Annotated in this window: 13 protein-coding genes and 1 pseudogene; 5 read left to right on the plus strand and 9 right to left on the minus strand. The window is 56.8% G+C overall.

What is annotated here, in order from left to right:
• The 5 genes and pseudogenes from DOU50_RS08410 to sad all read right to left on the minus strand — a co-directional run.
• Positions 1-598, minus strand: a pseudogene (locus DOU50_RS08410) (diguanylate cyclase); the annotation flags it as partial.
• Positions 599-711: 113 nt separating this feature from the next.
• The gene (locus DOU50_RS08415) at positions 712-1,068 is read right to left on the minus strand and encodes a DUF4186 domain-containing protein (RefSeq protein ID WP_032647208.1); all 357 of its coding nucleotides are present in this window, start codon (positions 1,066-1,068) and stop codon (positions 712-714) included.
• A complete protein-coding gene (gene glsB, locus DOU50_RS08420; protein WP_024908464.1) occupies positions 1,068-1,994 on the minus strand; it encodes a glutaminase B in 927 nt (308 codons plus the stop codon). The genes DOU50_RS08415 and glsB overlap by 1 nt, the downstream gene beginning before the upstream one ends.
• A 62-nt stretch (positions 1,995-2,056) precedes the next feature.
• Positions 2,057-3,646, minus strand: a complete 1,590-nt coding sequence (locus DOU50_RS08425) for a methyl-accepting chemotaxis protein (protein WP_148769190.1) — start codon at positions 3,644-3,646, stop codon at positions 2,057-2,059.
• A 111-nt stretch (positions 3,647-3,757) separates the two neighbouring features.
• Positions 3,758-5,146, minus strand: coding sequence for a succinate-semialdehyde dehydrogenase (gene sad, locus DOU50_RS08430; RefSeq protein ID WP_148769191.1), 1,389 nt, complete (start codon positions 5,144-5,146; stop codon positions 3,758-3,760).
• Positions 5,147-5,244: 98 nt separating this feature from the next.
• On the opposite strand from sad, the gene ptrR reads away from it, so the two are divergent.
• Positions 5,245-6,123, plus strand: a complete 879-nt coding sequence (gene ptrR, locus DOU50_RS08435) for a putrescine utilization regulator PtrR (protein WP_148769192.1) — start codon at positions 5,245-5,247, stop codon at positions 6,121-6,123.
• On the opposite strand, the gene DOU50_RS08440 is transcribed toward ptrR, so the two are convergent.
• The 3 genes from DOU50_RS08440 to DOU50_RS08450 form a co-directional block, all read right to left on the minus strand.
• Positions 6,077-6,559 (minus strand): GNAT family N-acetyltransferase, encoded by a 483-nt coding sequence (locus tag DOU50_RS08440; RefSeq protein ID WP_032647199.1) that lies wholly within the window; start codon positions 6,557-6,559, stop codon positions 6,077-6,079. The genes ptrR and DOU50_RS08440 overlap by 47 nt on opposite strands.
• A 91-nt stretch (positions 6,560-6,650) precedes the next feature.
• Positions 6,651-7,442: a PhzF family phenazine biosynthesis protein gene (locus DOU50_RS08445; protein WP_148769193.1), complete on the minus strand. Its 792-nt coding sequence runs from the start codon at positions 7,440-7,442 to the stop codon at positions 6,651-6,653.
• Positions 7,443-7,469: 27 nt separating this feature from the next.
• On the minus strand, positions 7,470-8,258 hold the full coding sequence (locus DOU50_RS08450; RefSeq protein ID WP_148769194.1) for a PhzF family phenazine biosynthesis protein: 789 nt from the start codon (positions 8,256-8,258) through the stop codon (positions 7,470-7,472).
• Between the two features lie 177 nt (positions 8,259-8,435).
• On the opposite strand from DOU50_RS08450, the gene DOU50_RS08455 reads away from it, so the two are divergent.
• Positions 8,436-9,632, plus strand: a complete 1,197-nt coding sequence (locus tag DOU50_RS08455; protein ID WP_148769195.1) for a sugar transporter — start codon at positions 8,436-8,438, stop codon at positions 9,630-9,632.
• 84 nt (positions 9,633-9,716) lie between these two features.
• Here DOU50_RS08455 and DOU50_RS08460 read toward each other — a convergent pair whose 3' ends face one another.
• Positions 9,717-10,382, minus strand: coding sequence for a MarC family NAAT transporter (locus DOU50_RS08460; protein WP_024908448.1), 666 nt, complete (start codon positions 10,380-10,382; stop codon positions 9,717-9,719).
• Positions 10,383-10,637: 255 nt separating this feature from the next.
• On the opposite strand from DOU50_RS08460, the gene marR reads away from it, so the two are divergent.
• From marR to marB, 3 genes are read left to right on the plus strand one after another with little or no spacing between them, the layout of a single operon-like run.
• Positions 10,638-11,072: a multiple antibiotic resistance transcriptional regulator MarR gene (marR, locus tag DOU50_RS08465; protein WP_032647191.1), complete on the plus strand. Its 435-nt coding sequence runs from the start codon at positions 10,638-10,640 to the stop codon at positions 11,070-11,072.
• A gap of 21 nt (positions 11,073-11,093) precedes the next feature.
• A complete protein-coding gene (gene marA / locus DOU50_RS08470) occupies positions 11,094-11,474 on the plus strand; it encodes an MDR efflux pump AcrAB transcriptional activator MarA (protein WP_008502237.1) in 381 nt (126 codons plus the stop codon).
• Between the two features lie 33 nt (positions 11,475-11,507).
• Complete coding sequence (gene marB / locus DOU50_RS08475) at positions 11,508-11,726, plus strand: multiple antibiotic resistance protein MarB (RefSeq protein WP_023335698.1); 219 nt, start codon at positions 11,508-11,510, stop codon at positions 11,724-11,726.
• The last annotated feature ends 1 nt before the right edge of the window (position 11,727 follow it).

Consider the following 11,727-nt stretch of genomic DNA (forward strand, 5'->3'; position numbering starts at 1 on the left):
TCAGCGCCATCACCGGCAGCAGCTGCTCCAGACGTAACCTGAGATCACGCCCGGGCATACGTAACGTGAGCATACAGGGCACAACAAGCACGCCGGTTGAGAACTGCTCGCTAAACCAGTCGGCAAACAGCGGCCAGAAGGTGTGACTGTCAATCCCGACCGACCCCACCGCGCCGAGTAAGGCACAAAGCAGCGCGGCAATCAGACAGTAGTTAAACAGGCGTAGCGCGTTAAGCGGATCGGGGGTTTTCTTCATCAGTCGCTTGTCGCGCTGAACCAGCACGGCGACGACAACAATAAAGATCATGTTAGACAGGTTGATTACCGCTGAGGCTATACCCCAGTTGGTCGTCACCGCGTCGTACAACAGCATCGCGACATAGCATACCGCATAGTAATGCAGGCGATTCAGGTAGACATAGCGGGCGAAGATCCCTGCCATGACGCCATTCAGCGGCCAGAACAGCGACAGGGCCTCAACGAGCCGTAATTCCGCGCCCACAAAATAGAACAAGGTGGTGAGGATGAAGATCGTCGATGCATTTCGCAGCGGCGTGTCAGGCTGGAACGGCCTGAAAGCGGTAAGAGCAGAACGCATTAAATATCATTCCATATGAAAGCTTATGGCAATTATTGCGGTCGTCAGCATGATCGGGACTAACTTAGGATGCATCTATAACACAAATACCACTGGAGCATAACTCGTCAAATTTAGGCGTTCATCTGCAGCACCAGCCAGTGATGGATAACGCTGACGATATAATTTTGTTGCGGCGCGGTGAGCGTTACACCCTGTGGAATGTTATGCCATTTTGCCAGGCAGCCCCGACAACAGGTGGCGGTGGCATGCTGGGCGATAAACACCGGGTGACCGCGCATAGGCGTCTGTTTACCGTCATTTGCGGGTTGTGCAGGCGCAAGGCGCTTTTCGACAAAATCCGCGGCATGCTGGTCAATGGTTTCGGGGCCTTTGTCCCAGCAGTACTGTCGTTCTTTATCGCCTAACCGAAAGCGCGAGCGAAATGTCGATCGCGCCAGACGGGAAAAGAGAGGATCCAGATCGGGCATCAGTATACTGAACGTCCCAGACGCTGGGTCAGTTTCTCCAGAACCGCTACGCCGGCAAGCGAATTTCCCGTTTCATCCAGCTCCGGGCTCCAGACGGCTATCGCCATTTCATGCGGCACAATCGCCACGACCCCGCCACCGACGCCCGATTTAGCCGGAAGCCCAACGCGCCAGGCAAACTCGCCGGCGTTTTGATACATCCCGCTGGTGGCCATCAGCGCGTTAACCTGACGAGCCTGAAGCGGCGAAACGACTTCCTGATCAAGGTGCGGTGCGTGCCCCTGGTGCGCAAGGAACAGGAACGTCTGAGCCAGCTCAACGCAGCTCATTTTCAGGGCGCAGTAATGGAAGTAGTTTTGCAGGACGGTCGCCACGTCGTTGTGGAAATTACCGAAGGATTTCATCAGCCAGGCGATAGCCGCGTTACGGGCAGAGTGTTCAAACTCCGAGCGTGCCACAACCGTATCATAGGTAATGTCGTCAACGCCCGAGAGCTGACGCACAATCTCAAGCATTCGCTGACGTGGTGCGCTCAGGCGGCTTTGCAGCATATCGCAGACCACCAGCGCCCCGGCGTTGATAAAGGGATTTCGCGGTTTACCCTGTTCTATCTCGAGCTGAAGCAGCGAGTTAAAAGGCTGGCCGGACGGATCTTTGCCCACCCGCTGCCAGATCTCGTCTTCTTCATACTGGCGCATCGCCGCAACCAGACTGAGCACTTTCGAAATGGACTGGATGGAAAAACGTTCTGTTGCATCCCCTGCCTGGTATCGCTGTCCGTCGATAGTACAGATAGCAATGCCCAGCTTATTCCCGCTGACCGAGGCAAGGGCCGGAATATAGTCGGCAACCTTCCCCTTTCCAATTAACGGACGAACCTGCGCCAGAATCTCGTCCAACATCTCATTATGGATGACCGCAGCCACACTTTGCTCCTTGCCCTCAGGCTAAAACGGGCTGCGAGTATAACAGAGGCTTATGTATTGCGTCAGGCGCTAAGACGAAAACGCGAAACGGCCTGCAATAAAAGATCGGATTGCTTTTGCAGTCGCTCAGAGGCATCCGAGGCGTCAGAGACCAGCAGGTCCGTCTGACGGGAGACCTGGTTCAGTGCCTGAAGCTGACGCGTCATCTGGTGAATACTCTCTCCCTGGCTGAGGGTGGCGGTGGAGATCTCATTCAGCAAACTGCTTAAATTGCCCACCAGACCGGTAACCTGCTGCAGATTCTCTTCCATCCGGGTGACGGCACGGGAACCGTCTTCAATCCCCTGAACCGAGCGGTTGATCAGTTGCTGAATGGTCTGCGTCGAGTGGCTGCTCTTTCTGGCCAGCAATCCAACCTCCCGGGCGACGACGGCAAACCCGCGCCCCTGGTTTCCGGCATGGGCCGCCTCGATGGCCGCATTCAGCGCCAGGATGTTGGTCTGAAACGCCACGCTGTCGATCATCGCCACGATCCCGCGCATCTCGGACGATCGGTCGACGATCGCCTGCATGGACGCGTTTACCGTCGACATCATCTGGTCTCCGCCCACGGCGGCCTGACGCGCTTCATCGGCCCGCGAACTGGCGAGTCTGGCATAGCCGGTATTCCCTTCCACATGGTTTTCCAGCGCCGCGATATGCGCCGTCACATCCTCAAGCTCTTTCGCCTGACGCGCCGACTGCTGATACAGCTTCTGGTTACCCTGCGCCAGGGAGCCAATGTTCTCCACCATGGTCGCCGTGGCATGGCTGACCTGCGTGACCAGCTGCTGAAGACCGTGCTGCATCGTGGCAATACTGTCGCTAAGCTGCCCTATCTCCCGGTTGAAGCGCATGACGTCCGGCGGCGTGCCGGAGAGATCCCCTGCCGCCAGCCGGTTGATATGCGCAATCAACCGACGCAGCGGCGTAATCACCCATCTGGACATGCCGAACCAGACGACAGCGGCGATGGCGACTAACAGCACCGGCGCAAACAGGAATAACGTTTGCAGACCGGAGAGCTGCGCCATTAAGCTCTGGCGCCCCTGCATGGCCTGCTTCTCGCTTGCCTGCTGATAGCGCGCATAGTTATCGTTAAAATCCGTCTGAAACGCCTGCGCCGGGACGGCAAAAAAAGCGTCGATGGTGTTGGTCTTGAGAAGACCTTCAGCCTGCTCGTTAATCGCACCGTAGAAAAGCTGATAGCTGTTCACCAGCGCGTCATCTTTCGGCGGATTCAGCGCCAGCCAGGCCTTCCACGCCTGCTGAGAAACCGTCAGCGCCTTTTGCGCATCGTCCATCAGGCTATGCCAGCTTCCGTCGGAGCCGGTCTCTTTATCCTGCATAAACCAGACGCCGGACCGGTTAAGCAGATCGCTTGCCGCCAGTAGGGAAACACGGGCCAGATCCAGCTTGCTCTGCTGCTGCCAGGCCAGCAGGTTTTGCTGCTCGTTACGCTGGGCGTTGTTCAGGGAGGCGTTAAGCAGGAGTGACGAGGAGAGCTGCACCGCGGAGAAAAGGCCAATAATGCAAAAGATGCCCGTCAGCAGGCCAAAGTGACGAGGTGTGAGACGCTGCGCAATACAGCGGAAAATTTGCGTTAGGTTCATAATTAGCTTCATTTACAAGGCGTTAGACGCGTGCGAGTCTACGAAATGAAAATGACAGAACCATGGCAGAATAATGACAACGGCCCTCACGACGAGGGCCGAAATTAAGGATTACACGCGATCCTTCCACACCGTCTGCACGTTACAGAACTCGTGCAAGCCAAAGTGGGAAAGCTCGCGGCCGAAACCGCTTTTCTTCACGCCACCAAAAGCCACGCGCGCATCGCTGGCGCTAAAGCCGTTGATAAACACGCCGCCGCACTCCAGCTCGCGGGAGAATTTATCCGCAAGCGCTGCGTCAGCGGTAAAGACGGTGGCGGACAGGCCAAAGTCGCTGTCGTTGGCAAGCATCAGGGCATGCTCCGCGTCTTTCGCGACGGTAATGGCCGCGACCGGACCAAACAGCTCCTGGCGGAACGCCGTCATCGACGGGGTGACATTCGCCAGCACGGTTGGCGCATAGTAATTCCCCTCGCCGCTGATTTTCTCACCGCCCAGCAGCAGCGTTGCACCTTCTGCCAGCGTCGCCTGCACCTGCTGATGCAGTTCATCGCGCAGATCGAAACGCGCCATCGGGCCCAGGTAGTTTTCTTCCTGGTCCGGAGCGCCCAGCTTCAGGGCCGCAACCGCATCGACAAAGCGTTGGGTAAAGGTGTCCGCAATACCCTCTTCCACAATGAAGCGTTTTGCCGCCGCGCACACCTGCCCGGTATTCTGGTAGCGACCCGCTACCGCCGCCTTCACGGCAAGATCCAGGTCGGCATCGTTGAGAACGATGAACGGGTCTGAGCCGCCCAGTTCAAGAACGCATTTTTTCAGCGCGGCTCCTGCCCGAGCCCCAATGGCTGCCCCGGCACGCACGCTGCCGGTGACGGTCACCGCAGCAACACGACGATCGTTAATCGCCTGGCTGACGCCGTCATTGGTGGCGTTCACCCAGCCGAACACGCCTTCAGGGAAACCCGCATCCGCAAAGATCTGCCCAATAAGATCCGCAGAGCCGAGCACGTTGGGCGCATGTTTGAGCAGATAGCTGTTACCGGCCAGCAGAATCGGCACCGCGCCGCGCAGCACCTGCCAGAGCGGGAAGTTCCATGGCATCACCGCGAGAATCGGCCCCAGCGGACGGTATTCAATGACCGCGTTGTGGTTTTCCACCAGCGTCGGCTCCGCACGCAGCATCGCCGGGCCGTGCTCGGCATACCAGTCGCACAGACCGGCGGACTTTGCCACTTCCGCTCGCGCCTGCAGGATGGGCTTGCCCATTTCACGGGAGATAATCTGCGCCATCTCTTCCGCACGGTTTCGCAGCGCGGCGCCGAGATCCCGCAGCTTCTGCGCCCGGTGGGACACGCTTTCGCGTCGCCACTGGCGATAGCCCGCGTCGGACTGAGAAATCGCGCGTTCAACCTCTTCCGGCGTCGCCCAGGGATACGCAGCGAGGGTTTCACCCGTTGCCGGGTTAACAGAGAGGGCATGTGTAGCAGATGAATATTTCATGATGTTCTCCACGCATTTCGGTTGATTGATTGTGGCTCACTCTGCTATTTCTTAAAAATGAATAATACTAACCACCTTATTCACGAAACGAGAATGCCATGGACTTAACCCAGCTTGAAATGTTTAACGCCGTCGCGCTGACGGGCAGCATCACCCAGGCGGCGCAGAAGGTGCATCGCGTGCCGTCTAACCTGACGACCCGCATCCGCCAGCTGGAAGCCGATCTGGGCGTTGAGCTGTTTATTCGTGAGAACCAGCGTTTGCGCTTATCCCCGGCTGGCCATAACTTCCTGCGCTACAGCAGGCAGATCCTCGCCCTGGTGGATGAAGCGCGCATGGTTGTCGCGGGGGATGAGCCGCAGGGGTTATTTGCCCTCGGCTCGCTGGAAAGCACCGCCGCCGTGCGCATTCCTGAAACGCTGGCGCAGTTTAACCAGCGCTATCCGCGTATTCAGTTTGCCCTTTCTACCGGGCCTTCCGGGACGATGATTGATGGAGTACTGGAGGGAACCCTAAGCGCCGCCTTCGTCGACGGTCCGCTTTCGCACCCGGAGCTGGAAGGCATGCCGGTCTACCGGGAAGAGATGATGCTGGTCACGCCTGCCGGGCATGCGGAGGTGACGCGCGCCTCGCAGGTCAGCGGCAGCGACGTCTATGCCTTTCGCGCCAACTGCTCGTATCGCCGACACCTGGAGAGCTGGTTTCACGCTGACCGCGCCACGCCCGGCCGCATTCATGAGATGGAGTCCTATCACGGCATGCTCGCCTGCGTCATTGCGGGCGCGGGCATCGCACTGATGCCGCGCTCGATGCTGGAGAGCATGCCTGGGCATCATCAGGTTGAAGCCTGGCCGCTGGCGGAAAACTGGCGCTGGCTCACCACCTGGCTGGTGTGGCGACGCGGGGCGATGACCCGCCAGCTGGAAGCTTTTATAGCGCTGCTAAACGAACGTCTTCAACCAGCGCCTTCTCCATAAACAGGCTGAGCGGGTCGTCAACGTACGGGGCAAACGCCGGACGCAAATCGTATCCGCACTGTTCATAAAGACGCACCGCGGCATGCTGCTTGATGCCCGTCTCCAGCCTTACGGTATGACAATGACGGCTCAGAGCCTCATCTTCCAGGGCGGCCAGCAGCGTTTCGCCGAGATGCTGCCCGCGATGGGCCGGATCGATATAGACCCGCTTCATCTCCCCCGTTCCGTCACCGTTGAGCACGATAGCGCCACAGCCCACGGCGTGCAGCTGCTGGTCGCGAATGATCATCAGGATCAGCGAGGCTTCCGGCAGCGCAGCCAGATCGAGCAGATGATTACTTTCGGCGGGATAGAGTTCGCTCTGATAGCGGTCAAGCGCCGCGATCAGAGCGAGAATGTCCGGATGACGTGCAGATTCAGAGGTAATGGAATACATGGCAGGCTCCTTGCTTTTTTATGAGGCTAAATTTCAACATAGCGCAGGCCTGCCTGGGTGCTACATAGTATTAACTTATCGCTCCGCCCTGTTAGCGCAAAAAGACGCGCCCTTTCAGATACAGGGTGGCCTGACCGCCGATCAGCACGCGGTCGCCCTTAAGCTCGCAGCGCAGATCCCCGCCACGGTGCGACACCTGGCGGGCATTGAGCGACGTTTTGCCCAGCTTTTCACTCCAGTACGGGATCAGCATGCTGTGGGCAGAACCGGTAACCGGATCTTCCGGCACCCCTTCGCCCGGGCAGAAGAAGCGGCTGACGAAGTCATATTGTTCGCCTGGTGCCGTCACGCAGACCATTTTATCCAGCGGAAGCATGGCACCGATATCCGGCGTTAACGCCTCCACCTGCTGCTGGCTCTCCAGCACCACCATGTAATCCCGACCCTCGCGCACCTCTTTTGCCGCCGTGATGCCCAGGGCGCTAAACAGCACCTCGGGAGGATTATCCACAACCTCCGTCGACCACGCGGGGAAGTTCAGCGTCAGCCAGTCGCCGCTGCGTTTAACCGTCAGCTCGCCCACGAAGCGGGTGGTGAAGGTGATCTCAGTGTGCGGGTAATCAAGGTATTCGAAAATGACGTGCGATGCGGCAAGCGTAGCGTGGCCGCAGAGGTTAATTTCATCCAGCGTGGTAAACCAGCGCAGCTCAAACCCACCGTCGGTGCGCACGAAAAAGGCGGTCTCAGACTGGTTATGCTGCTGCGCCATTTTGAGCAGCGTCTCGTCCGGCAGCCACTCTTCCAGAGGACATACCGCTGCGGCGTTGCCACCAAAGGTTTTGTCGCTGAAGGCATCCACCAGATAAAAATCAATTTCCTGCATTGTCTCTTCCTCTCTTGTTATGGCTATTTAGCGCAGAAAAACTGTGCCTTTCAGATAAAGTGTGGCCTGTCCGCTCATCAGCACCCGCGAGCCTTTCAGCTCACAGCGCACATCGCCACCGCGCGCTGAAACCTGACGGGCAAACATCGTCGTTTTGCCCAGCTTTTCGCTCCAGTACGGGATCAGCATCGTGTGCGCGGAGCCGGTGACCGGGTCCTCCGGGACGGAAACGCCCGGTGAGAAAAAGCGGCTGACAAAATCGTATTCCCCCTCACCGCGCGCCGTCACGCTCACCTTATGCTCGCCCGGCGTCATCGCCGAAAAGTGTGGCGCAAGGGCCTCGACCTGCTGGCGATTTTCAAGAACGATGACCCAGGCGCGCCCTTTACGGACTTCAACGTAGCGGCTGATACCCAGCGCCGAGAGCATCTCAGGCGGGGGCGTCTCTTCATGGGTTGGACATGCCGGGAAGTCCAGCGTCATCCACTCCCCCTCCCGGCTGACCGTCAGGCGGCCAGAGGCGGTTTCAAAGTGGATCCGCGAATCCGGGTAATCCAGCTCGGTAAACAGCACGTGCGCGGCCGCCAGCGTAGCGTGGCCGCAGAGATTGACTTCGGTGAGCGTGGTAAACCAGCGGAGCTCAATGCCCCCTTTACTGCAGACGAAAAAAGCCGTTTCCGACTGATTATGCTGCTGCGCCATTTTCAGTAAGGTCTCATCGGGCAACCACGCTTTCAGCGGGCAAACGGCTGCCGGGTTGCCGCCGAACGAGGTATCGCTGAACGCATCGACCAGATAAAAATCAATCTCCTGCATTGTCTTACCGCCTGTTTTTATTATGTTGTTCTTTTATATTCAATGAAAACAGCGTTCCCGGCTACCGCTTTTATAAGGTAAATATTGAGATCTGCATCACATAATGGTTGAGTTTTCGCCGTTTGACGTTTTAAGATCGTCTCCTCTTCTTTACAGCAACGAATCTCCGACATCCCTATGACAACGAACACAGTTTCCCGCAGGGTTGCGTGGCTACGCGTGGTCACGCTGGCCATTGCCGCGTTTATTTTTAATACCACAGAATTTGTGCCGGTTGGGCTGTTGTCTGACATCGCTGAAAGTTTCCAGATGGAAACGGCTCAGGTGGGCATTATGTTGACCATCTACGCCTGGGTAGTGGCGCTAATGTCCCTGCCGTTTATGCTGCTGACCAGCCAGATGGAGCGGCGCAGGCTGCTGATCGGTCTGTTTGTCTTGTTCATTGCGAGCCACGTGCTGTCATTTATGGCGTGGAATTTTACGGTGCTGGTCATGAGCCGCATCGGCATCGCCTTTGCCCATGCGGTGTTCTGGTCTATCACCGCGTCGCTGGCGATTCGCCTGGCGCCGGCAGGGAAACGCGCGCAGGCGCTGAGCCTGATTGCTACCGGTACCGCACTGGCGATGGTGCTGGGTCTGCCAATTGGCCGCATCGTGGGGCAATACTTCGGCTGGCGTACGACCTTCTTCGCCATCGGTATGGGTGCGCTGGTTACGCTGGTATGTCTGATTAAACTGCTGCCCGCGCTGCCGAGCGAACATTCCGGCTCGCTGAAAAGCCTGCCGCTGCTGATGCGTCGCCCGGCGCTGCTGAGTATCTACCTGCTGACCGTCATTGTGGTGACGGCCCATTACACGGCGTATAGCTACATTGAACCGTTTGTGCAGGTGGTGGCGGGCTTTAGCGCCAACTTTGCTACCGTCTTACTGCTGATCCTCGGCGGCGCGGGCATTATTGGCAGCGTGCTGTTTGGCAAGCTGGGTAACCGGCACGCCTCCTTACTGGTGAGCAGCGCCATCGGCCTGCTGCTGGCCTGCCTGCTGCTGCTGATGCCCGCCGCGGGCAGTGAAAGCTATCTGGCGATCCTGAGCCTGTTCTGGGGCGTGGCGATCATGATTATTGGTCTGGGCATGCAGGTGAAAGTTCTGGCCCTGGCGCCGGATGCAACGGACGTTGCCATGTCGCTGTTCTCCGGGATTTTCAATCTGGGGATTGGCGCGGGCGCGCTGGTGGGAAATCAGGTCATACTGCACGTGTCGATGTCGGCGATTGGCTATCTGGGGGCTATTCCGGCCCTGGTGGCGCTTGTCTGGTCGGTGCTCATCTTCCGTAAATGGCCGGTGGCGCTGGAGGAACAGGGGCAGCACGGGTGAGCCTTCTTGCCGGGTGGCGGCTTCGCCTTACCCGGCCTACAAAACCCGTAGGCCCGTGCAAGCGAAGCGCCGCCGGGCAAGACATCAATGATAGGTCTTAATAATTTCCAGCACGCCGTTAATAATAAACTGCACGCCCATACAGACCAGTAAGAAGCCCATCAGGCGGGAAATCGCCTCGATACCGCCCTTTCCTACCCAGCGCATAATGGCGCCAGAGCTGCGCAGCGACACCCACACGATAAGACCGATAATCGCAAAAATCAGCGGTGGCGCAACCGTCAGCACCCAGTCCGGGAAGGTTGCGCTGTCACGCACCGTCGACGCGGAGCTGATGATCATCGCAATGGTACCCGGCCCCGCCGTGCTCGGCATGGCAATCGGCACAAAGGCGATATTGGCACTCGGTTCGGTTTCCAGCTCTTCCGATTTGCTGGCCGCTTCCGGCGACTCATGCGCTTTTTGCGCCGGGAACAGCATGCGGAAACCAATAAAGGCCACAATCAGCCCCCCGGCGATACGCAGGCCCGGGATGGAAATCCCGAAGGTATTCATCACCACCTGTCCGGCGTAATAAGCCACCATCATGATGGCAAACACATACACCGAGGCCATCATCGACTGATGGTTGCGCTCGGCGCTATTCATATTCCCTGCCAGCCCGAGGAACAGCGCCACCGTCGTTAACGGGTTAGCCAACGGCAGCAAGACCACCAGCCCAAGGCTGATTGCTTTAATTAAATCCAACATAGTGCGTTGTTGTCCTTATCCATATTTAACACAGCAATTATAGGGTGAAAGTGTGACATTCAGCCATGGGTGTAACGTAACGATTATTTCCCTTCTGAAAAGATAACTGTCAGTTATCTATCTGATTTGAAAGACCTCAAAAAAAGTTCATGAAACGTTTTAGCAATTCGTGGCATCGGCTGACTCATTCAGTTGACTTATACTTGCCTGAGCAATAATATCTGCCGTGACTAATTACTTGCCAGGGCAACCATTGTGAAAAGCACCAGTGATATCTTTAACGACGTTGTTCCGCTGGGTCGTCTTATTCATATGGTCAATCAGAAAAAAGATCGCCTGCTCAATGACTACCTGTCACCGCTGGATATCACCGCAACACAGTTCAAAGTGCTGTGTTCCATTCGCTGCGAAGTGTGTATCACGCCGGTTGAGCTGAAAAAGGTGCTCTCTGTCGATCTGGGCGCGTTAACCCGCATGCTCGATCGTCTCGTCTGCAAAGGATGGATAGAACGAAGCCCTAACCCGAATGACAAACGCGGCGTACTGGTGAAGCTAACCAGCGATGGCGCGGACATGTGCGAGCAATGTCATCAATTAGTAGGACAAACACTGCATCAGGAACTAACAAAAAACTTAACGGCAGATGAAGTGGCAACCCTTGAGCTTTTGCTGAAGAAAATCCTGCCGTAAACAGAAAAAAGAGGTATGACGATGTCCAGACGCAATACTGACGCTATTACCATTCATAGCATTTTGGACTGGATCGAAGATAACCTGGAATCGCCGCTTTCCCTTGAAAAAGTGTCAGAGCGTTCGGGTTACTCCAAATGGCACCTGCAACGGATGTTCAAAAAAGAGACCGGTCATTCATTAGGTCAATATATTCGCAGCCGCAAGCTGACGGAAATTGCCCAGAAACTGAAAGAAAGCAATGAGCCGATCCTTTATCTGGCGGAGCGTTACGGATTTGAATCGCAACAAACCCTGACGCGTACGTTCAAGAACTATTTTGACGTGCCGCCTCATAAGTACCGAATCACCAGCGTGCCGGGCGAATCCCGATACCTGTATCCGTTAAAACACTGTAGTTAATCATCGCCTGTAACAGACGTAACCGAGGAAATCATGAAAGTTATCGCCTCCGCCGCCCTCGCCTTGCTGGTGCTGTTCTCCAGCCAGACCTTCGCGGAGCAAACCCCTCGTGCAACGCAGCAAAATAATCCTGATACGATGATTTTGCCGTCAGCACATGACCAGTCGCCTTATGATTTCAACCATATGGGTGCTGGTAGCGACAAATCCGACGAATTAGGCGTGCCTTATTATAATCAGCACGGCCTCTGAT

Source organism: Enterobacter sp. C6 (assembly GCF_008122455.1).
Lineage (GTDB): Bacteria > Pseudomonadota > Gammaproteobacteria > Enterobacterales > Enterobacteriaceae > Enterobacter > Enterobacter pseudoroggenkampii.

Excerpts from the sequence above, each read along its gene's own strand:
- sad (WP_148769191.1), bottom strand. The coding sequence starts at position 5,146 with ATGAAATATTCATCTGCTACACATGCCCTCTCTGTTAACCCGGCAACG.
- marA (WP_008502237.1), top strand. The coding sequence starts at position 11,094 with ATGTCCAGACGCAATACTGACGCTATTACCATTCATAGCATTTTGGAC.
- marB (WP_023335698.1), top strand. The coding sequence starts at position 11,508 with ATGAAAGTTATCGCCTCCGCCGCCCTCGCCTTGCTGGTGCTGTTCTCC.
- ptrR (WP_148769192.1), top strand. The coding sequence starts at position 5,245 with ATGGACTTAACCCAGCTTGAAATGTTTAACGCCGTCGCGCTGACGGGC.
- DOU50_RS08425 (WP_148769190.1), bottom strand. The coding sequence starts at position 3,646 with ATGAACCTAACGCAAATTTTCCGCTGTATTGCGCAGCGTCTCACACCT.
- DOU50_RS08440 (WP_032647199.1), bottom strand. The coding sequence starts at position 6,559 with ATGTATTCCATTACCTCTGAATCTGCACGTCATCCGGACATTCTCGCT.
- DOU50_RS08445 (WP_148769193.1), bottom strand. The coding sequence starts at position 7,442 with ATGCAGGAAATTGATTTTTATCTGGTGGATGCCTTCAGCGACAAAACC.
- DOU50_RS08415 (WP_032647208.1), bottom strand. The coding sequence starts at position 1,068 with ATGCCCGATCTGGATCCTCTCTTTTCCCGTCTGGCGCGATCGACATTT.
- DOU50_RS08455 (WP_148769195.1), top strand. The coding sequence starts at position 8,436 with ATGACAACGAACACAGTTTCCCGCAGGGTTGCGTGGCTACGCGTGGTC.
- DOU50_RS08460 (WP_024908448.1), bottom strand. The coding sequence starts at position 10,382 with ATGTTGGATTTAATTAAAGCAATCAGCCTTGGGCTGGTGGTCTTGCTG.
- DOU50_RS08450 (WP_148769194.1), bottom strand. The coding sequence starts at position 8,258 with ATGCAGGAGATTGATTTTTATCTGGTCGATGCGTTCAGCGATACCTCG.